Origin of the sequence: Streptomyces sp. NPDC002055, assembly GCF_040296705.1 — a bacterium.
GTDB lineage: Bacteria > Actinomycetota > Actinomycetes > Streptomycetales > Streptomycetaceae > Streptomyces.
The window spans coordinates 34,625-55,935 of record NZ_JBEOXS010000016.1; the positions used below are offsets into that span (position 1 = coordinate 34,625).

General features: G+C 73.0%; 15 protein-coding genes. 10 read left to right on the forward strand and 5 right to left on the reverse strand.

The features are described 5' to 3' along the window. Positions 1-31: 31 nt before the first annotated feature. Positions 32-2,953: an FAD-binding and (Fe-S)-binding domain-containing protein gene (locus tag ABT112_RS12520; RefSeq protein WP_351508685.1), complete on the reverse strand. Its 2,922-nt coding sequence runs from the start codon at positions 2,951-2,953 to the stop codon at positions 32-34. 330 nt (positions 2,954-3,283) lie between these two features. On the opposite strand from ABT112_RS12520, the gene ABT112_RS12525 reads away from it, so the two are divergent. After that, positions 3,284-4,195: a LysR family transcriptional regulator gene (locus tag ABT112_RS12525; protein ID WP_351508533.1), complete on the forward strand. Its 912-nt coding sequence runs from the start codon at positions 3,284-3,286 to the stop codon at positions 4,193-4,195. On the opposite strand, the gene ABT112_RS12530 is transcribed toward ABT112_RS12525, so the two are convergent. Beyond that, a complete protein-coding gene (locus tag ABT112_RS12530) occupies positions 4,171-4,743 on the reverse strand; it encodes an amino acid permease C-terminal domain-containing protein (RefSeq protein ID WP_351508535.1) in 573 nt (190 codons plus the stop codon). The two genes, ABT112_RS12525 and ABT112_RS12530, sit on opposite strands and share 25 nt — an antisense overlap. A 42-nt stretch (positions 4,744-4,785) precedes the next feature. Next, on the reverse strand, positions 4,786-5,481 hold the full coding sequence (locus ABT112_RS12535; protein WP_351508537.1) for an SDR family NAD(P)-dependent oxidoreductase: 696 nt from the start codon (positions 5,479-5,481) through the stop codon (positions 4,786-4,788). Between the two features lie 90 nt (positions 5,482-5,571). Between ABT112_RS12535 and ABT112_RS12540 the strand changes: the two genes are divergently transcribed. Further along, on the forward strand, positions 5,572-6,171 hold the full coding sequence (locus tag ABT112_RS12540) for a TetR/AcrR family transcriptional regulator (protein ID WP_351508540.1): 600 nt from the start codon (positions 5,572-5,574) through the stop codon (positions 6,169-6,171). A gap of 139 nt (positions 6,172-6,310) precedes the next feature. Here ABT112_RS12540 and ABT112_RS12545 read toward each other — a convergent pair whose 3' ends face one another. Then, on the reverse strand, positions 6,311-7,240 hold the full coding sequence (locus ABT112_RS12545) for a LysR substrate-binding domain-containing protein (RefSeq protein ID WP_351508543.1): 930 nt from the start codon (positions 7,238-7,240) through the stop codon (positions 6,311-6,313). Between the two features lie 184 nt (positions 7,241-7,424). Between ABT112_RS12545 and ABT112_RS12550 the strand changes: the two genes are divergently transcribed. From ABT112_RS12550 to amaB, 3 genes are all read left to right on the forward strand, one after another. Next, positions 7,425-8,600 (forward strand): NAD(P)/FAD-dependent oxidoreductase, encoded by a 1,176-nt coding sequence (locus ABT112_RS12550; protein ID WP_351508545.1) that lies wholly within the window; start codon positions 7,425-7,427, stop codon positions 8,598-8,600. A gap of 67 nt (positions 8,601-8,667) precedes the next feature. Next, on the forward strand, positions 8,668-10,191 hold the full coding sequence (gene hglS, locus ABT112_RS12555) for a 2-oxoadipate dioxygenase/decarboxylase (protein ID WP_351508548.1): 1,524 nt from the start codon (positions 8,668-8,670) through the stop codon (positions 10,189-10,191). Between the two features lie 150 nt (positions 10,192-10,341). Then, positions 10,342-11,877 (forward strand): L-piperidine-6-carboxylate dehydrogenase, encoded by a 1,536-nt coding sequence (amaB, locus tag ABT112_RS12560; RefSeq protein WP_351508549.1) that lies wholly within the window; start codon positions 10,342-10,344, stop codon positions 11,875-11,877. A 250-nt stretch (positions 11,878-12,127) separates the two neighbouring features. Here amaB and ABT112_RS12565 read toward each other — a convergent pair whose 3' ends face one another. After that, on the reverse strand, positions 12,128-13,519 hold the full coding sequence (locus ABT112_RS12565) for an NsdA family TPR-like regulatory protein (RefSeq protein ID WP_351508552.1): 1,392 nt from the start codon (positions 13,517-13,519) through the stop codon (positions 12,128-12,130). A gap of 303 nt (positions 13,520-13,822) precedes the next feature. Here ABT112_RS12565 and ABT112_RS12570 point away from each other — a divergent pair, with 303 nt between their 5' ends. The 5 genes from ABT112_RS12570 (at position 13,823) to alr (ending at position 21,190) form a co-directional block, all read left to right on the forward strand. Continuing rightward, the gene (locus ABT112_RS12570) at positions 13,823-15,589 is read left to right on the forward strand and encodes an asparagine synthetase B family protein (protein ID WP_351508553.1); all 1,767 of its coding nucleotides are present in this window, start codon (positions 13,823-13,825) and stop codon (positions 15,587-15,589) included. A 31-nt stretch (positions 15,590-15,620) separates the two neighbouring features. Beyond that, a complete protein-coding gene (locus ABT112_RS12575; protein WP_351508555.1) occupies positions 15,621-16,058 on the forward strand; it encodes an NUDIX domain-containing protein in 438 nt (145 codons plus the stop codon). 70 nt (positions 16,059-16,128) lie between these two features. Continuing rightward, positions 16,129-17,448 (forward strand): UDP-glucose dehydrogenase family protein, encoded by a 1,320-nt coding sequence (locus ABT112_RS12580; protein ID WP_351508558.1) that lies wholly within the window; start codon positions 16,129-16,131, stop codon positions 17,446-17,448. 270 nt (positions 17,449-17,718) lie between these two features. After that, positions 17,719-19,413: a PucR family transcriptional regulator gene (locus ABT112_RS12585; protein ID WP_351508560.1), complete on the forward strand. Its 1,695-nt coding sequence runs from the start codon at positions 17,719-17,721 to the stop codon at positions 19,411-19,413. A 631-nt stretch (positions 19,414-20,044) separates the two neighbouring features. Then, positions 20,045-21,190 (forward strand): alanine racemase, encoded by a 1,146-nt coding sequence (gene alr / locus ABT112_RS12590; RefSeq protein ID WP_351508562.1) that lies wholly within the window; start codon positions 20,045-20,047, stop codon positions 21,188-21,190. The last annotated feature ends 121 nt before the right edge of the window (positions 21,191-21,311 follow it).

Sequence of the window (21,311 nt, forward strand, 5' to 3'; positions counted from 1 at the left end):
ATCCACGGGGTGCGGTGGCCGAGCGGCGGACCTACGGGGTACGGGCCGCGGGAGCACGGGCCGCCCCCGCGTCCCCCGACGGCCCCGCCGCCCCCGCCGGCAGCCCCGCGGCGATCAGTTCGGCGAGGTGGGTGCCGGTCCGGTCGCTGCGTTGGCCGATCTGGGTGCGGCAGCTGAAGCCGTCGGCCAGCACCACGGTTCCGGCCGGGGCGGAGCGCACCGCGGGCAGCAGGACCTGTTCGCCCGCGGCCACGGACACGTTGTAGTGGCCGCGTTCGAAGCCGAAGTTGCCCGCCAGGCCGCAACAGCCGGACGGCAGCACGGTGTTGTCGACGCCCATGCGGTTCAGCAGGGCGCTGTCCGCGTCGAAGCCGGCGGTGGCGTGCTGGTGGCAGTGCGTCTGGCTGATCGAGCGGGCGGCCAGCTGCGGGGGCTGCCAGTCGGGGGCGTCCCGCGTGAGCAGTTCGGCGAGGGTGAGGGTGGCGCCGGCCACGGCGCGGGCCGTCGGGTCGTTGAGCAGCTCCGGCAGGTCGGTGCGGAGAGCGGCGGTGCAGCTGGGTTCCAGGCCGACGACCGGGACGCCGGCCTCGACGGCGGGGCCGAGCGCCCGGATCGTGCGCCGTCCGATCCGCCGGGCGACCCCCAGTTGGCCGGTGGTGATCCAGGTGAGCCCGCAGCACTGGGTGCCGTCCGGGACCTGCACCCGGTAGCCGGCGTGTTCCAGGACCCGTACGCCGGCCCGCAGCACCTCGGGGCTGAAGTGGTTGTTGAAGGAGTCGGTCCAGAGCACCACCGGCCCCCTCTCCCCGCTGCCCTCGGGGGTGCGGCGGCGGAACCAGGACAGGAACGTCTCGTCGGCGAAGCGCGGCACGTCACGTTCGGCGGCGATCCCGCCGAGCCGTTTGAGCAGGGGGGCCAGCCGGGATCCGGTGACGGCGTTGACCAGGCGCGGGGCGCGGGCGGCGGCCCGGGACAGCAGCGGCAGCCAGCCCATCGAGTAGTGCGACGCCGGGCGGAGCCGGCGCCGGTAATGGTGGTGCAGGAACTCCGACTTGTAGGTGGCGACATCCACGCCCACCGGGCAGTCGGTGCTGCACCCCTTGCAGGAGAGACAGAGGTCCAGGGCGTCCCGCACCTCGGTGGAGCGCCAGCCGTCGGTGATGACCTCGCCCTGCGTCATCTCGTACAGCAGCCGGGCGCGGCCCCGGGTGGAGTCCTTCTCGTCGCGGGTCACCCGGTAGCTGGGGCACATGACGTCGCCCCGCTGCTCGGTGGTGCGGCACTTGCCGACACCGACGCAGCGGCGGGTGGCCTTGGCGAAGTCGCCGCCGTCGCCGTGGAACGGGAAGACGGTGGCCAGCGGCAGGGGAGTGCGCTGCGGATCGACCCGCAGATTGCCGTCGAGGGGGAGCGGCCGCACGATCATGCCGGGGTTGAGGCCGTTGTCCGGGTCCCATGCGTCTTTGAAGTGCATGAACAAGGCCATCACGGCAGGCGGGTACATCAGGGGGAGCAGTTCGGAGCGGGCCTGTCCGTCGCCGTGTTCCCCGGACAGCGATCCGCCGTGCTCGGCGACGAGCTCCGCGGCCTCGGTGAGGAACGCCCGGAAGACGGCCGTGCCCTGTTCGGTGGTGAAGTCGAAGTCGATCCGCACGTGCAGACAGCCCTCGCCGAAGTGCCCGTACACCGCCCCCTGAAGGCCGTGCCGGTCCAGGAGTCCGGTGAAGCCGCGCAGATAGGAGCCCAGATGCTCGGGCGGCACCGCGGCGTCCTCCCAGCCGGGCCAGGCCTCGGAGCCGTCGGGCAGCCGGGTCGCCAGCCCGGCGCCGTCCTCCCGGATGCGCCACAGCTGCCGGGCCCGCCCCGGGTCGGTGACGGTCTCGGCGCCGGTGAAGCCGTCGGTCTTCTCCGCGGCGCGGGTCAGCGCGTCCGCCGCCGAAGGAAGGTCCTCGGCCTCGCCGCCGAGCTCGGCGAACAGCCAGGCCCGGGCCTCGGGCAGGGTGTCGATGGCCTGCCGGGTGGCGGGCCGGGTGACGATGTCGGTCAGCGCGTGGTCCAGGCCCTCCAGCGCGAGCAGCGGATGCCGCAGCAGGTCCGGTACGGCGTCGGCGGCGGCGCAGGAGTCGGCGAAGCCGAGCACGACCAGGGCGCGGGCCGGGGGCGGGGTGACCAGGCGGACCGTCGCGGAGAGGATCACCACGCAGGTGCCCTCGCTGCCCACCAGGGCCCTGGCGAGGTTGAACCGCCGCTCCGGAAGCAGGTGTTCCAGCCCGTAGCCGGAGACCTGCCGGGGGAACCGGCCCAGCCCGGTGCGCAGCGTCTCCAGGTTGCCCTGGGCGAGCCGGTCCAGGGCGCCGATGAGCCGGCCGCGCTCGTCGTCCGCGGCGACCGCCGCGTCGATCTCCGCCCGGGTCATCTCGCCCACGGTGAGCACCGTGCCCCGGTAGGTGAGGACTTCGAGCTCGACGACGTTGTCCACGGTGCGGCCCCAGGCGACCGAGTGGGAGCCGCAGGCGTTGTTGCCGATCATGCCGCCGAGCGTGCAGCGGCTGTGGGTGGACGGGTCGGGGCCGAACAGCAGGCCGTGTCCGGCCACCGCCGCCTGGAGGTCGTCCAGCACCACCCCGGGCTGCACGGTCGCGGTCCGCGCCGCGGGGTCGACGCCGAGCACCCGGTGGTAGTGGCGGGAGAGGTCGAGAACGACACCGGGGCCCACCGCCTGGCCCGAGGTGCTGGTGCCGGCGCCACGGCAGGTGACCGGCACCCCCAGCCGCCGGCAGGCCGCGACCGCGTTGATCACCTGCTCGCGGCTCCGGGGGAAGACCACGGCCAGCGGCACCTGCCGGTAGTTGGACGCGTCGGCGGAGTACTGGGCACGGCGGCCGGCATCCGCGGCCACCTCCCCGCAGCCCGCTTGGGCCAGGGCCTCCGCCACCGCGTCCGGGTCGGACATCCGGCCGCTGTGCTCGGCAGTCGTCGCCACGTGTCTCGCTCCTTCTGCTCACGGATCACCGCTGTGACCAGGACCTGTCCACCATGAAGCCCGCCTTCCGGGCCTCACAAGGGCCAGCAGCACGACAGAATTCGATGTTGAGGGAAAGGATTGCTTGGCCTCGGCCGGGCCCGGAGGTACGGTGCTGCGGACATCCCGCAACGACGTCCGGAAGCGCGTCACCACCGCCGGCCGCCCCGCCACCGCCGTTCCGCCGCTCCGTCACCACCACCGGCCGGCCACCGGCCCCGGCCGCCCGCGGCACACCGGGACCGCCCCGAGGAGCACCGCATGCTCAAGCCCCTGCATCTGCTCACCCTGCGCGCCGTCTGCCAGAGCGGCTCGTTCGCCATCGCCGCCCGCGACCTCGGCTACACCTCCTCCGCGATCTCGCAGCAGATCGCCGCCCTGGAGAAGGAGACCGGCCTCGTCCTCTTCGAACGCGAGGCCCACGGCATCCGCGCCACCACAGCCGCCCGCCGGCTGGTCGACTCCAGCGCCCGGGTCCTGGCGGCGCTGGACGATCTGGACCACCACGTACGGGAGTTGGCCACCGGCACCGTCGGCCGGCTCCGCCTCGGCAGCTTCCCCACCGCCAGCGTCCGGCTCGTCCCCGCGGCGCTCACCGCCTTCGCCGCCTCCCATCCCCGGGCCGAGATCCTGCTGGAGGAGGGTGAACCGGACGAGCTGCTGGGGCCGCTCGCCGACGGCGACCTGGACGTCGCCCTGGTCTACGAGTACGGGCTCAGCCCCCGGCAGTGGCCCGACGGCCTCACCGCCCGCCCGCTGCTGCGCGAGGACCTGCTCCTGCTGCGCCCCCGGGACAGCGGTCCGGGCGGCGACCTGCCCGCCCTGTCCGGCGCCCGCTGGGTGACCAGCCGCGAGGGCACGGCCGGGGCGCTCTCGCTGACCCGGCTGTGCGCCGCGGCCGGATTCACCGCCGAAGTCGGCTTCCGCAGCAACAACTACGACGTCGTACGGGAGTTGGTGTCCGCCGGGTTCGGTATGGCGGTGGTGCCCGCGCTGGGCCACCTCGACGACGAGCGGATCCTCGCCACCCGGCTCACCCGCCGCTCCGCGCACCGGACCGTGGTGGCCCTGCACCGCGAGGCGGGCAGCAACCCCCTGCTCGGGGCGGTGCTGGAGGCGCTGCGTCACGCCGTCCCCGGCGACGCGGATCACCTGGTCCCGGTCGTCTCCTGAGGCGGCGCCGCAGCGGCGGGCGCCGGCTCGTCGGAGTCGGACATCTCCTCCAGCGCGTCCAGGTCGACGGAGCCGCCCGGCATCACCCGGCGGGTGCGGCGGTAGCCGTAGGCGGCGTAGACGACCAGCCCGACGACGAGCCAGGCGCCCAGCCGCAGCCAGGTCTCCATCCGCAGGAACGACATCAGCCAGACGGAGAAGGCGATCCCCAGGACCGGGGTGAACGGCATGCCCGGGCAGCGGAACCCGCGGCTGAGGTTCGGCTTCCGGTAGCGCAGGATCAGCACGGCCGCCGAGACCACGACGAACGCCACCACGACCAGCACGATCGCGATCTTGACGATGGTCAGCACCGTCTCCACCCGGGCCGAGGTGCGGGTGCCGCGGGTGAGCAGCCAGGCCACGCCCAGACAGATCAGCACCGCCACCAGGTCGATGCGGTGGCCGTCACCGGTGCCGGGCGCCCCCATGGCCCAGACCGGCAGCTGGACGCCCACCACCTCCAGCAGGAACCCCACGCAGCCGGACATGCCCTCCGGGGAGCGCATGGTGCGCACCCTCGGGCGCTCCCGGCGCTCCGGCCCGGAGCTCTACCACGGGACGGTCTCGCCATGGCGATCCAGGAACTGCAGGCCGGGGGCGCCGGCCTGCGCTTCGAGGACGTCGACGACGGCCGGGATGCTCTCCTGGGGAGCGAGCGGCGCGTCGGGTCCGCCGAGCCGCGTCCGATTGTGACCGGGGTCGATGAGCAGCTTGGTCCGTCCGTCGTCGGCATGGCGGGTGGCGTAGCTGCGCATCAGCTGGTTGAGCGCGGCCTTGCTGGCCTTGTAGAGCTCGTAGCCGTCCTCGGTGTTGCGCGAGATGCTGCCCTGATCGGAGGACATGACCGCGACGGTCCCGCCGGGCGCGACGAGTCCGCGGAGGGCCTCGAGGACGCGCAGCGGGCTCAACGTGTTGGTGATCATCACCTCGGTGAACATGTCGGTGGAGACCTCGTCGATCGGCAGATTGCCTCGGTCGACTGCGGCGTTGACGAAGAGCAGATCGAGTCGGCAGCCGTCCAGGCGCTCGCGCAGAGCGGCCAGTTGCCCGGAGCTCGTCATCTCCAGGGATTCGACCCTCAACCGTCCTTTCCAGGCATCGGCATGCGCCTGCAACTCGCCGCCGTCCTGGCGCGTGGTGGCGATGACGTGCCAGCCGCGTCGGGCGAGCTCGTCGGTGAGGACGAGCCCTAACCCTCGGGAGGCGCCGATGACGAGAGCGTGGCGGTGGGGCGTGGCGGACACATGCACTCCTTTGTGGTGGGTGACTGCAGCCTAGACGCGGCGTTGCGTCTAGGCAATGCCGCGGGACTCCTGACGGGTAGGGTGTCTCGCATGCCCGCCGCCAGCTCTCAGCCCCGCAGGCCGCGCTCCGGCAACCGGCGCGACGAGGCCGCCCGTCTGGCTGTGCTGCATGCCGCGGACGATCTGCTCGTCGAGCACGGCTTCGGCGCTCTGACCGTCGAGGCGATCGCGCGTCGTGCCGGCGTCGCCAAGCAGACGATCTACCGCTGGTGGCCCTCGAAGGTCGAGATCCTCCTCGACACGCTCATCGAGGACAGCGACAAACGCCTCCCCGTCCCGACGGAGCAGCCCACGGCGGAAAGCATCCGTGGCTACCTGCGCGCCTTCGCGCGATTCCTCACCCGCGACCCTGCCGGCAAGGTCCTGCTCGCGCTCATGGCCGAGGCCCAGCACCATCCCGACACGGCCAAGCGCTTTCACCAGCGCTATCTCGGTCCACGGCGTGGCCTGGAACGCGACATGCTCGCGCGCGGAACCGACGCCGGCGAGGTCTCGCCCGAACTCGGCCCCGACGCCACGCTCGACGCTCTGGTCGGCCCGATCGTCTACTGCGCCCTGACGGGGTCGAGTGTCCCCCGAGGTCTGGTGGACACCCTGGTCGAGAACCTGCTCAGGCCCCGCGCGGACTGAGTGTCCGCTCGGCTGTGCGTCGGCCCCCGATCGGGCCGGCGGCTTGCGCCTGGCCTGAACGCAAGAGCACGCGGGCGATGTCGGTGGCGGTGCGCACAGGAGCCGTGAGTGATGCGAGCCGGGCCGCGGGTCCGCAGCGTCACACGAGTCCCCGAGGGCCGGCCTCCGCGCGGGCGTGATCCGCCAGCTCCCCCAGAATGCCGACCAGCGCCATCACCGTCGGCCGGAACTCCGCCGACGCCCGTACCACCACGACGATGTGACGCTCGATCGTCTCCTCCAGCGGCACCACGTCGAACCGTGACGACCGCAGCCGCAGCATCAGGTCCGTCACCGTGCTGACCCCGATCCCCGCCTCGACCAGGGCCAGCGTCGCGGCGGTGTCGGTCACCACGTGCCGGACGTCGGGCTCCACCCCGGCCCGCCGGCAGGCCGTCCGCACCGCCCGCCCGTAGTAGCTCTCGGCCGACGGCAGGATCCAGCCGAGGTCGCGGGTCGCGGCCAGGCTCACGGCGTCGGCGCCCGGCATCGTCCCCGTCGGCACGGCCAGCGAGAACCGCTCCCGGTACAGCCGGCGCAGCCGCAGTGCGGGGTTCCGCGGAATCGGGACGTCCGGGTAGTCCAGGCCCAGGGCCAGGTCCACCGCCCCGGCGGCGACCGCGTCGAAGACCTCGTCGACGTCCATGTCCTGGCTGTGCACGCTCAGCCCCGGATGCCGCCGGTGCACCTGCTGCAGCGCCAGCGGCAGGATCTCCGCCGCCGCGGTCGCGAACAGGCCCACCTGGAGCACCCCGGCGATCTCGCTCCGGGCCCGCTCCATCGCCTCCACGGCCTCGGCCTCGGTGGCCAGGATCCGCTCCGCGTGCGCGGCCAGGGTCACCCCGGCGTCGGTGAGCTCCACCCGGCGCCCCACCCGGCGCAGCAGCTCCATCCCCGTCGCCTTCTCCAGCGCCGCGATCTGCTGGGACACCCCGCCGGGCGTGTAACCCAGCGCCTGGGCGACCGCGGTGATGGTGCCGCGGCGGGGAAGTTCCACCAGGGAGCGCAGCTGCGCACTCGTCCATTCCATATAGCAACGCTAATGGATCGAGAGGAAGAACCGTTCATGGACGTCAACGGTCGGGGAGAGGCACGATGGCTCCGAGCCGCTGATCAGCACCCTCTCCCGTCATGCACCGCCCGTCATGCACTGGCGCCGTCCGGTCACCGCGAGCACCGCTCACGCCCGGTGCGGGCCAGGAAGGGATCGGCCCGTGTCCTTCTCAGCCACATCCAGCCCCGTCCCCCGGACAGCCGACGTCGTGATCGTCGGAGGAGGCGTGATCGGCACCAGCATCGCGTTCCACCTCGCCGAGGCCGGCGTCACCGACATCGTCCTCGTCGAACAGGGCACGCTGGGCTGCGGCAGCTCCGGCAAGCCGATCGGCGGCGTCCGCGCGCAGTTCTCGGACCCGCTCAACATCGAGATCGGCAACCGCAGCCTCCGCGCCTACCAGGACTTCCCCCGCCGCCCCGGCGCGGACATCCGGCTCGACACCGTCGGCTATCTGTTCCTCCTCACCACCCCGCAGCAGGTCGCCGACTTCGAGGACTGCGTCGCCGTGCAGAACCGGCTCGGCGTCCCCAGCCGCATGACCGGCCCCGAGGAGGCCCGGCGGCTGTGCCCCTACGTCAGCACCGACGGCCTGCTCGCGGCGGTCCACTCCCCGGCGGACGGCCACGCCCGCCCCGGGCTCGTCGTCGACGGCTACGCGCGGGCCGCCGCCGCGGCCGGCGCGGTGATCGCCCCGCACACCGCCGTCACCGGCATCGACACCCGCGGCGACCGGGTCTCCACCGTGCACACCAGCCGCGGCCCGGTCCGCTGCACCACCGTCATCTGCGCGGCCGGCGCCTGGTCGGCCCGGATCGGTGCCATGGTGGGCGTGGACCTGCCGGTGCGTCCGGTACGGCGGCAGCTCGCCTTCACCGCACCGCTCGACCCCCCGGCGCCCCGCATCCCCTTCACCATCGACTTCGCCACCAGCGCCTACTTCCACAACAGCGACGACGGGCTGCTCCTCGGACTGGCCGACCCGCGCCAGGCCGAGGGGTTCGACACCACCTGGACCCCCGAGTGGCTGGACCTGTTCCGCGCCGCCGCCCGCCGCCGCGCCCCGGCCCTGGCGGAGATGGAGACCGCGGGCGGCTGGGCCGGCCTCTACGAGGTGACGCCCGACCACAACGCCCTCATCGGCCGGGCCGCCGAGCCGGACAACTTCCTCTACGCCACCGGCTTCTCCGGCCACGGCTTCCTGCAGGCGCCGGCCGTGGGAGAGATCGTGCGCGATCTGCACCTGGGGCGGACACCACCGGTGGACGTCACTCCGCTCGGGGTGGACCGCTTCACCGCAGGTGCCGATATCCGGCCCGAGGCCCACATCGTCTGAGCCCCGCACCACCCCGGCCCGCACCGGCCCGGTCCTCCGGGCCCCGCACCGAAAGGCAGCCCCGGTCATGATCAGCCAGTGGCAACTGCGCGCCGCGTTCGCCCAGCGGCTCTCCGACATGTACGGACGGGAGGTCCCCGCCTACACGACGCTCGTCGACGTCTCCCACGAGGTCAACGGGGACGTGATGTGCGCTGCCGGGGCCGAGGCCGAACGGCTCGGCTCCATCGGCCGGGTCACCGCCGAACGGCACGGCGCCATCCGCGTCGGCACCCCGGACGAACTCCAGCAGGTCGCCCGGATCTTCGGCGCCCTGGGCATGCACCCGGTCGGCTTCTACGACCTGCGCGAAGCCGCCGCCAGCGCCGTACCCGTGGTCTCCACCGCGTTCCGCCCGGTCGACGCCGAGGAGCTGGCCCGCAACCCGTTCCGGGTGTTCACCTCGATGCTCACCCCGGCCGACCCCCGGTTCTTCGACGACGACCTGCGCCGCCGCCTGGAGCGCTTCCTCGCCGAACGACAGCTCTTCCCGCCGGAACTGCTGGACCTGGCCGACCGGGCGGAGGCCCGGGGCGGCCTCCCCGGGGCCGAGGCCGAACGCTTCCTGCACCTCGCCGTCCAGGCCTTCGAACTCTCCACCGAACCGCTCGACCGGTCCTGGTACGAGACCCTGGAACGGGTCTCCGCCGTCGCCGCGGACATCGGCGGCGTCCGCAGCACCCACATCAACCACCTCACCCCCCGCGTCCTCGACATCGACGAGCTCTACCGGCGGATGACCGACCGCGGCATCGCCATGATCGACACCATCCAGGGCCCGCCGCGCTGGGACGGGCCGGACGTCCTGTTGCGCCAGACCTCGTTCCGCGCCCTGGCCGAACCCCGCGCCCTGCGCACCGACGACGGCGAGGTCACCACCGGAGCGCTGCGGGTGCGCTTCGGCGAGGTCGAGGCGCGCGGCATCGCCCTCACCCGGCAGGGCCGCGCCCACTACGACGACCTGCTCGCCCGCGCCGACACCCTGGCCGCCCAGGACCCCGGCGCCGACCGCGGCGCCATCCTCCGCACCCTGTGGGAGCGGCACTTCCCCGGCACGGAACGCGAACTGGCCGCCCGGGGCCACGGGTTCTTCACCTACCACGCGGTGCCGTCGGCGAAGACCGGGAGCGCGGGGCCCGGCCGGACGGCCGACGGCGTTCCGCCCACGCTCGGCGGACTGCTCGACGCGGGGTGGCTGCGCGCCGAACCCATCGTCTACGAGGACTTCCTGCCCCGGTCGGCGGCCGGCATCTTCCAGTCCAACCTCAGCGGCGAGGGCTCCCGGGACGACGCCCGGTCGGCGGTCGCCTACGACAGCGACTGGCTCTCGGGCGCCATCGGCCGCCCGGTGCTCGACCCGTTCGCGCTCTACGAGGAACAGCGGAACGCCTCCCTGGCCCGGGCCGCCCGGGAACTCGGGCTGCCCGGCGTCCCGTCCGCGGAGCCGGCGGCGCCCGCAGCGGCCACGGATCCGTCCACCGGCCCGTCCGGCACCGGCGACCGGGACGGCACCGGCCACCCGGACCGCACCGGCGACCCGGACCGCACCTGACACGCCACCTCATGGCAGCCGCGCCGACCGAAGGAACCCATCCCGTCCGAACGAACCCACCGCTCACCGCACCCGCACGTCCTCGTGACCGGACGCGCCGTCACCACCCACCTGACCTGACGCGACCACCCACCTGAAAGGCAGGACACCATGACCGCCACCGCCATCAGCCTCCCCACCACGGAGGCGCTGCGCGAGACGGCCCGCACCGCGCTGCACCGCGTCGGCGCCGAAATCCCCGAGGGCACCGACTTCTCCGCCCGCACGCCGGTCACCGGCGAGGACCTGTTCGGGCTGCGGGCCACCACGGCCGACGAGGCCGACGCAGCGATCGCCGCGGCCCACCGGGCATTCCGGGACTGGCGCGTCACCCCCGCGCCGCGGCGCGGGGAGCTCGTCCGCTGCCTCGGTGAACTGCTCCGCGAGCACCAGGGCGACCTGGCCGACCTCATCACCATCGAGGCGGGCAAGATCCGCTCCGAGGCGCTCGGCGAGGTCCAGGAGATGATCGACATCTGCGACTTCGCGGTGGGCCTGTCCCGGCAGCTCTACGGGCGCACCATCGCCTCCGAGCGCCCCGGCCACCGCCTCGCCGAGACCTGGCACCCGCTCGGCGTCGTCGGCGTGATCTCCGCCTTCAACTTCCCCGCCGCGGTGTGGTCGTGGAACACCGCCGTCGCCCTCGTCTGCGGCGACACCGTGGTGTGGAAGCCCTCCGAGCTCACCCCGCTGATCTCGCTCGCCTCCGCCCGGCTGCTCGCCCGCGCCGCCGAGGACGTCGGCGCGCCCCAGGACGTGCACCGGCTGCTGCTGGCCGACCGCGTCATCGGGGAGAAGCTCGTCGACGACTCCCGGGTCGCGCTGGTCAGCGCGACCGGCTCCACCCGCATGGGCCGGGAGGTCGGCCCGCGGGTCGCCGCCCGCTTCGGCCGCAGCCTGCTCGAACTCGGCGGCAACAACGCCGCCGTGGTCGCCCCCTCGGCCGACCTCGACCTCGCCGTCCAGGGCATCGTGTTCGCCGCCGCCGGTACCGCCGGACAGCGCTGCACCACCCTGCGGCGCCTCATCGTCCACCGCGACGTGGCCGACACCCTGATCAACCGGCTCACCGACGCCTACCGCAAGCTCCCCATCGGCGACCCGTTCGACGACGGCACCCTCGTCGGCCCACTCATCTCGGCCACGGCCCACGACGCCATGCAGGACGCGCTGTCCCGCGCCCAGGCCGAGGGCGGCAAGCTCCTCGTCGGCGGCGGCCGGCGGTTCTCGGACACCGCACCCGACGCCGCCTACGCCGAACCGGCCATCGTCCGGATGCCCGCCCAGACCGCCGTCGTCCGCGAGGAGACCTTCGCCCCCATCCTCTACGTGCAGACGTACGAGACCCTGGACGAGGCCATCGCCCTGCACAACGACGTCCCCCAGGGCCTGTCGTCCAGCATCTTCACCCGCGACCAGCAGGAGGCCGAGCGCTTCCTGTCCGCCGAGGGCTCCGACTGCGGCATCGTCAACGTCAACATCGGCACCTCCGGCGCCGAGATCGGCGGCGCCTTCGGAGGGGAGAAGGAGACCGGCGGCGGCCGCGAGTCCGGCTCCGACTCGTGGCGCGCCTACATGCGCGCGGCCACCAACACCGTCAACTACTCCAGCGAGTTGGCACTCGCGCAGAATGTGAGCTTCCTGTAGGAGCGACGGCTCCGGCGCTCCGAAGGACGGGGCCCGCGGTGGCCATGACCGCCGCGGGCCCGGGCCGTTGATGCCACTACGCCACTACGCCACTACGGCTCTACGGTGCTACGGGACAGGGTCTCGGCCCCCGGCCGGGAGCGCGTCGGTCCGCGGGATGCCGTGGAGCGCCGCAGTCGGGTAGCCAGGGGACCTGGCCGGCCTTTCCCTGCCCGGCGACGTTGCTGTGACACGGCGGTTGGGGAACCACTCAGGTCGTGACGCCGAGTTCGGTGCGGGTGCGGTGGATGAAGTCGCGGACGGCCGGTTCGCGCCGCCACGGACCGAGGGCGGCGGTGAACTCGCGGACGTAGTCCTTCGCCCGGGAGGACTTCACACGGGCAAGGATGTCGACCGAGCGGTTGCCGAGTTCCAGACCGTGGTCGAGGTCGCGGGCCTGGAGGTGAGCGGTCCCCACGATGGCCAGCCGCATGCCGACGGAACGGGTGAACACGCCGGGCGGCATGGCGGTGGCCTGCTGGTTCCACCCCAGAGCCGCTCTGGGGTTCCTCAGGTCCCGGAAGACCTCGGCGGCGTCCGCGGAAAGGCGGGCGTGGCCGTAGAAGTCGATCCACGCCGGTTCGTCGCCGCTTTCGGTGTTCGCCGTCCCGAGGAGATGCTCGGAGACGGCGAGGGCACGTGAGGCGGCTCGGGGCTCGTTGTCGCGGGCATGAGCACGGGCCTCGATCAGTTTCGTGAACGCCAGGACGCGGGGCACGGCCCGGCCTTTGGCCCGCTCGAACGCTCCTTGGACCATGTCGATGGCCTCACCGGCGAATCCTCGTAACAACGACTGCATCGCCATCGTGGTCAGTACGTAGCAGCCCAGTTCGACGTCACCGCCGGCGCGGGCGAGACGGAGCGCCTGGATGAAGTGCCGCTGGGCGGCTTGGTGCTGCCCGACGTCGAACGCCGTCCAGCCCGCCAGCCGGGACAACTCGGCGGCCGCGGAGAACAGCTCCCTGCCGACTTCGTCGGAGAAGGAGCCCTGCAGCAGTGGAGCGGCCCGTTCGTGCAGGCAGACGGTGACGGAGTTGGCCTTCCAATTGCCTCCGCCGTACTTCGAGTCCCACCGCCTGGCGTCGTCGGCGGCTTCGCGCAGTTCGTCCAGGTCGGCCCGGCCTACCTGTCGGCCCCCGCGGTGATCGGCTGCATCGTCGGCAGGGGCGACGAGCCAGCGGGTGACCGGTGTGCTGAAGGCGGACACGGCGAAGCCGGATCCGGCAAGGAAGTCGCGGCGGTTCACGGAGCTCCAGAACGAAGTGGCAGCACGGACGGCATCGGCGGGATCCCGCGGAAAATCCAACCCCATGGTCGCGTCCGGTGTCTCCGCATCGCCCATACCGATCTCCGCGGGACCGACGGGCCGACCCAGCCGTTCGGCCAGGGCCTGCGCGATCAGCTTCGGTACCGGCCACTTCGGTGTCATGCCCCGTCGGGACCAGTTCGCGATGGAGGTGTGCGAGTAGTCCGTTTCCAGGCCGGTGGCCCGGGCGAGCTGGTTGATGCGCAGAGCAAGGGCCTTGTGGCTTGCGCCGGAAGCCTTGATGAGCCGGGCCAGGTCCGCATTGGGCGGACGAGTCCGGCGGACGGTCGACGCCACGATCTTCCCCCTTGGCCAAAGTCCGGAGCGTCTGCGTCGGCTCGAGCCCGTTGTGGGCGCGAAGCGTTGGCCCTCGCCGGGAACGCGGAGTCGGACGCCACGCCCTTGTGTCGGGTCACCGAGCGTATTGCTTCGGGCGCCCACCGCGAACCGCATCTGCGAGTTGTGAGCCCCCTTGTGAGCCCTCGCGCAGCTCTCCGCGGACCGCTGAGATGAGAGCCCGGGCCGCTCCTGGGGACGGGCAGGGTTCTCCTCCCCGCGGCGGCCGCAGCCACGACACCATCACACTCGGGGGCGAACCAGATGTGCGGAATCGCAGGACTGGCCGGAGGCGACGCCGTCCGCCATCAGGCCACCGTCGAGACCATGGGCCATGCGCAGCGCTACCGGGGCCCGGACGGAACCAGGCGCGTCGCCGCCCCGGACGGCCGGGCCGTGCTGGCCATGAACTCGCTGCTGATTGTCGACCCGCAGGCCCCGCCCGGTCCCTACCTCGACCGAGACTCCGGGATCCTGCTGGCTTTCAACGGCGAGATCTACAACTTTGCCCAGCAGGCCGCCGCCTGGGGCATTCGGCTGACGGACCGGGAGTCGGACGCCCACCTCCTGTTACGTGCCTGGGCGAAGATCGGGCCGGCCTGCCTGGAGGGGCTGGACGGCATGTTCGCCGTCGCCGTCTACGACCCGCGGGCCGGCCGACTGTTCCTCGCGCGGGACCGACTGGGTGAAAAGCCTCTCTACTGGCGCCTCGACGGCGGCAGACTCGCCTTCGCCTCCGAGGTCACCACCCTCACCGGCTACGGGGCGGCGCCACTGGTCCTGAGCCCGGAGGCCGTCGCGATCGAGACCCCGGTCGGTGTCGACACCCCTTTCCAAGGCATTCAGCTGCTGGCTCCCGCGACGCTGCTGGCCTTCGACGTCGCCAGCGGATCACTCGTCCAGCAGACCTGGTGGCAGCTGGAAGACCGGCGACCCTTCGACGGTGATTACCGGGCGGCGCTCGCGAGGTACTCCGTCGTGCTCTCCGAGCAGGTCCCGCTGCGAGTCCCGGCTTGCGACTTCGCGCTGCTGCTGTCCGGCGGGCTGGGTTCCTCGGTGCTGGCCTACCTGATGCGACCTCCGGTCTGTGTCACGGTCCGTTACCGGGGGCAGGACCGTCTCGACGAATCACGGATCGCGGCCCGGATCGCGAAGGACATCGGCGCCGAGCTCGTGGTGGTGGAGCCGGACCATGCCGACTTCACCCCCGTCCTGCCGCACATGATGTCCGCCCTGGACTACCCGATGGGCAACGCGTCCACGTTCTCGGAGCACATGGCCTACCGAAAGGTCTCCGAGCTGGGGTTGAGGGTCGTGGTCGGAGGGCTCGGGCCGGACGAGTTCCTGATGGGCTACGTCCGCCAGGCACTGGTTCTGTTCGGCCCGGACTCGGTACTGGACGCGGGCCTGGAGGCATACCGCCCACTGGCCGGGCGGCTGCGGCACCATGCGGGTGAACCGCTCGATCCCGTCGAGGCTCTCACCCGTCTCGTCCTGCGCGGCCCGGATCCCGAGGGCCGGATTCGCGAACTGGTCGCCGATGCCATGAGCCGGGCGGGCGGGGACCTCGCCCGCGCGCTCACCCTTGTGGACCTGGCGACCGCCTGGCGTCCGCTGGTCATGACCAGCGACAAGCTCGCCTCCGCGTACGCACTGGAACGTCGGTCGCCTTACCTCGCACGCGAGTTGGTGGAGCTTTCCTACCGGCTCCCGGCGGAACACAAGATCACCGATCCGGCCCAGGGAAAGCGGGTCCTGCGGGACGCTGCAAAGGTCCTGGGCCTCCCCAAGGAGGTCTGGGGCAGCCGGGACAAGCTCGGCTTCGCCAGCCCTGTCCCCGCCTGGCTCAACGGCCCGCTCGCGGCCTGGACGGACGCCAGGATCCACGCTGCGCTGTGCGATGCGCCGTCTGCTTGGCTGCCGTTGCTGGAGAGCGGCCTCAAGCCGGGAGGACGGTTCGACCGCACCAGAATGCAGGCACTGATGGCCGCCGCCTGGGTGACGCATCAGACGGTGAAGGGCGCTGCCTGATGGCGATTGCGCCCGTCATTACCGTATCGACATGCACTCCGACACCACCGCCACCGAGAAGCAGGCCGCCGCCCGCGGAGCGGTCGCCATCATCGCCAACCGACACGGCGACCTCCTGATGCACCTGCGCGACGATCTGCCGGACATCGCCTGGCCCGCCCACTGGAGCCTACTGGGCGGTGGTACCGACGAGGGCGAGACCTCCCTGGAGACGATCGTCCGCGAGCTGGACGAGGAAGCCGGGCTCGCCATCGGCTGCCTCGAAGAGCTCTTCGACATCCGTGACGCACACGGTTCCGGGCAGCTGATCACCTTCTTCGCCGCCACCTGGGACGGCGACGAGACCGGCCTCCCGCTCAGCGAGGGCGTCACGCTCCAGTTCTTCGCCCCTGAACACCTCGACATGCTGACGATCCCGCCGTTCATCCGGAACGGGATCCACCGTTACCTGGCCGCTCGGCTCGCCTGATACCTCGCTCTTCCAGGGGGCAGCGGGACGAGCCGTCGTCAGCGGCCCGCCCTGAGAGGACCATCCGTTCGTGAAGCTCACCGTCATCGGCTGCGGCTACCTCGGCGCCACCCACGCCGCCTGCATGGCAGAACTCGGCCACGAAGTCCTCGGCATGGACGCCGACATGGACAAGGTCGCCATCCTCAACTCCGGAAAGGCGCCGTTCCTCGAACGGGACCTCGATGACCTCCTGGCCAAGCACACCGGGACCGGCCGGCTGAGGTTCACTGCTTCCTTCTCCGAAGCCGCCGCCTTCGCCGACCTGCACTTCATCGGCGTGGGCACCCCTCAACAGCCCGGCGAACACGCCTACGACCTCACTCAGCTGTTCACGGCCGTCCGTCGGCTCGCACCCCGCCTCAGCTCACCTGCTGTGATCGCAGTCAAGTGCACCGTCCCGGTCGGCACCGCACCCCGAGTCGCTGCTCTGCTGCGCGACATGGCTCCCGCCGGCGATGCCATTGAGGTTGCCTGGAACCCGGAGTTCCTGCGGGAATCGTGCGCCGTCGAGGACACCCTCCGTCCGGACCGGCTCGTCCTCGGCTTCAACACGGAGAACTCCTGGGCGGAACGTGTCCTTCGTGAGTGCTTCGCGAAGATCATCGACGCGGGAACCCCGACGTTCGTCGGCGACTGGGCCACTGCCGAGCTCGTGAAGTCCGCTGCGAACGCCTTCCTGGCCACGAAAATCTCCTTCATCAATGCGATGGCCGAGGTCTGTGAGATCGCCGGTGCCGATGTCTTTGAGCTCGCCGATGCCCTCGGTCACGACATCCGTATCGGCCGGCGCGGGATGCGGCCCGGGCTCGGCTTCGGCGGCGGCTGCCTGCCCAAGGACCTCCGTGGCTTCATGGCCCGGGCCGGGGAACTCGGCGCAGGCCGGGCCGTGTCCCTTCTCCGCGAGGTCGACGCCATCAACAACGGCTGCCGCGACCACATGGTCGACCTCGCTCGCGAACTGCTGTCCGGCGCTGTCGTGGGCAAGCGGATCACGGTCTGGGGCGCCGCCTTCAAGCCTGACACCGATGACATCCGCGACTCCCCGGCGCTCGCCGTCGCGCAGAAGCTCCACGAACTCGGCGCCACGATCACCGTGACCGACCCCAGAGCTCTCGATCAGGCCCGCAAGGCCCGGCCCGATCTCGACTATGTCCACGACCCGGTCGTTGCGGCCGAGGATGCGGACCTGCTGTTGCACCTGACGGAGTGGCCCCAGTTCGCCACCATTGACCCGCACCGGCTGGCCCAGCGGGTCGCCTGCCCGAAGATCATCGACGGCCGTGGCACCCTCGACCCCGCACGCTGGCGTGACGCCGGATGGACTGTCCGAGTGCTCGGACGTCCTTGACGGCAAGGCCCACAGCAGGATGGCCCACCGGCGACGCCGGTGGGCCATCCTGCTGTGGGCTGTGTCCGGATCCGGCGGGTGAGGGAGCAAGCTCGGGCGGGCGCACCACGGACGGTCCGACCCGGCACACGCGGTTCCGCTCGGATCCCTTCACCGCCTCGGCCGGGCACCGGTGCAGGCAGGGGCAAGGGCCCACCCCGCAGCCCGGACGGCCACCGACCCCTCCCGTGGTGCACGATGGGACGGTAGGTGAGCGGGTGGTGCCCAGTGATGACGCTGCAACGGCTTCTCGGTTCCGTCGGACCGGCCGTGCTGTGTGAGGTCTGCGTCCCCGACGGCTCCTCGGATCCCCTGGGCGATGTGGTGATCGCCGAGCCGGACGGCGGGTTCGACCTGCGGGCGGGGGACGTCGTCCTCGGGGTGAACCTGACCGACCGGGCCCAGGCCCTGCGGCTGCTCGCGCACTGCGCCCGGCGGTCCGCGTCCGCGCTGCTGCTCAAGGCGCCGGCCGCGGCCGACCGCGAGGTGATCGCCGCGGCGGACGCCTCCGGGGTCGCGCTGGTGGAGGTCGAGCAGCAGGCGGGCTGGGCTCAGGTCGTGTCGCTGGTGCGTGCGGTGCTCGACAGCGACAGCTCCGCGGACTCCGTACCGGGTCTCGGCGGCGCCGAGGCGGGAGACCTCTTCGGGCTGGCGGACGCGATCGCCGCCGTCATCGATGCCCCGGTCACCATCGAGGACCGCAACTCGCGGGTCCTGGCCTACTCCACCCGGCAGGAGCGCGGCGACGAGGCGCGGGTGGCGACGATCATGGGCCGCAGCGTCCCCGACGAGGTCCAGGACCGGTTCCGGCGGCAGGGGGTGTTCCGCAGGATCGCCCAGGACACCGGCGCCATCTACGTACCCGAGCTCGTCGAGGGGACCAAGCCGCGGCTCGTCGTGCCGGTGCACGCCGGAGGCGATGTGCTCGGCTCGATCTGGGCCATCGTGCCCGGCCCCGTCTCCGCCGAACGGGCCGAGGCCTTCGCCGCCACCGCCGCCACGGCCGCCCTGCACCTGCTGCGCCGCCGGGCCGGAGCCGACGTCGAACGTCTGGTGCTGACCGACATGGTCGCCACCGTGCTGCACGGCCAGGAGGGGGCGGCCGACGCGGCGCGCCGCCTCGGGCTCTCCGCCGGGCCGTGGCGGGTGGTCGGCGTGGGCGTGCGCTGCGAGGACGACGACGAGGCCGAGCGGCAGCGGCTGACGGCGTGGGAACGCATGTCCCGGTTCCGCGGCTCCCGTCTGCGGTCCCCGGCGGCGGTGATCGGCGGCGTGGTCTACGGGATCGTCCCCGCCGAGCTGGTCGGCCCGGCGGCCGACAGCGGGGGCGGCTGGCTGCGGCAGCTGCGCGAGGCCACCGGCCGTCCGGCGCCGCTGGTCGCCGTGGGCGGCCTCGCGTCGACGGTGCCCGGCCTCGCCCGCTCCCGGGAGCAGGCCGACGACACCCTCGACCTGCTGCGGACCGGCCTGGTCGACGGAGAGCAGGCGGTGCACGACGCGGTGTGGGCCACCGTCGTCCTCCGCCATGTGGCGCGGTCCGCCGCGGCGGCGCGGATCGCCGGGATCGGGCCCCTGGACCGGCTGGTCGAGCACGACCGGGAGCACGGTACGAGCTGTGTGCCGACGCTGCGGGCCTGGCTCCAGGAGATGGGCGACCCGCGGACGGCGGCGGCCCGGCTGCACATCCACCCCAACACCCTCCGCCACCGGATGCGCCGCCTCCAGGAGGTGGTGGCGGTGCCGCTGGACGACCCCGAGGTGCGGACGGCGCTGCTGCTCCAGCTCACCGCCCGCCGGTACGGCGCCGACGGCGCTGCCGACGGGGGCGCCGACGGCGCTGCCGGCGGGAGCCGTGCCGGAAGTGCCGGCGGGGGTGGCGTTGCCGGCGACGGGGAAGCCTCGGCCGACGGCCCCGACCCGCACTGAGGGGGCCGACCCGTACTGAGGGGGCCGCCTGGGCCGAGGGGACCGAGGGGGTCGGCAGGGCTGTCCCGGGGGCCCGGTCGGCGAGGACACCTGACCCCCGTTGTGCCCTGCCCACCGTCCGGGGCCCGCGGACGGTGCCGATCGGACAATGACGGCCCGGACCCCGCTCGCGACCATGGCTGCATGCGCAGTCGGGGCCGGCCTGAACCTCCCCCCTCGGACCCGGCTGCGACATCTCCCGGCAGGGCGTCCGGGAGGTGCCTGCGGGCACACTTCGCCGCTGTCGGTCGGCCGACCCCTCCTCCCGGCAGAGGTACGCGCCGTCCGCCGGGGTCACCGCCCACGGCGGACGGCGCCGCCCGCGCCGGTATCCGCGGAGCCGCCCCGCGGACGCGCTCCTCGCGGCCCCGCGACGCAGCGGGCGGCCCCGGCCCGAGCGGGCCCCGCTCACACCACGGAAGGACCACCCCACATGACCCTCGGCACGCCCCGCGCGGACGGGACCGCCGACCGCGGAGCAACGACGGACCACGCCGGCCGCTCGCCGCAGCTCCCGGCGGATGACCGGGCCGGGAGCTCCGGGACCCCGGGCGGACCCGACGGCACGGGCGCCGCACCGATCCTTTTCGGGGTGTCGGCACCGCACGCCGAGGCGCTGATCGATCTCTCGGCCGTCGAGGACAACGCGCGCCGGCTGCGGGAGCTGGCCGGGCCCGCCGAGGTGATGGCCGTGGTCAAGGCCGACGGCTACGGCCACGGCATGCTCGAATCCGCCCGCGCGGCCCGGGCCGGCGGCGCCACCTGGATCGGCGTCGCCGCACTCCGCGAAGCCCTCGCCCTGCGCGAGGGCGGCCTGCCGGGCCGGCTGCTCGCCTGGCTGCTGACCCCGGGGGACGACTGGGACGCCGCGCTCGCCGCGGACATCGATGTGTCGGCCGGCGCCACCTGGGCGATCGAGGCGGTGTCGCGGGCCGCGCGCAGCACCGGACGCACCGCCCGGGTCCACCTCAAGGTCGACACGGGGCTCGGCCGCGGTGGCCCCGGCCCCGACGGCTGGCCCGCCCTGGTGAACGTCGCGGCGCGCGCCGAGGCGGCCGGCTGCATCCAGGTCGTCGGCATCTGGTCGCACCTCGCCCGCGCCGACGAGCCCGGCCACCCCGGCTGTGACGCCCAACTCGCCAACTTCCAGGTGGCGGTGGCGCTCGCGCGGCAGGCGGGACTGCACCCCGAGGTGCTGCACCTGGCCAACTCGGCCGCCACGCTCACGCTCCCGGAGGCCCACTTCGACCTCGTCCGCCCGGGGCTGGCGCTCTACGGCCTGAGCCCGGTCGCGGACCGCGCGGCACCCGCCGACTTCGGGCTGCGGCCGGCGATGACGCTCACCGCGCCGCTGGCGTCCGTCAAGCGGGTGCCCGCCGACCACGGGGTCTCCTACGGTCACCGCTACCGCACCCCCCGCGCCACCACGCTCGGCCTGGTGCCGCTCGGTTACGCCGACGGTATCCCGCGGCACGCCTCGGGCACCGGCCCGGTCCTGGTCAGCGGGGAGCGGCACACGGTGGCGGGCACGGTCTGCATGGACCAGTTCGTCGTCGACCTCGGCGAGTCCACCGCCGAACCGGGCGACGAGGTCGTCCTGTTCGGCCCCGGCGACCGCGGCGAGCCCGGCGCGGAGGACTGGGCCCGCGCCGCGGGCAGCATCTCCCACGAGATCGTCGCCCGCATCGGCTCCCGCGTGCCCCGCCGCTACCTCGGCGGGACTGCGGACGCCGACTGAGCCTCGCGTGCCGGTGCCGGTGCCGGTGCCGGTGCCCGTGCCCGTGTGCCTGTGCCTGCGCCTCCCTCTGGCCTCGCACCACAACTCAGCCGAGGCGCACCCGTGATGACGGTGGTTCGCG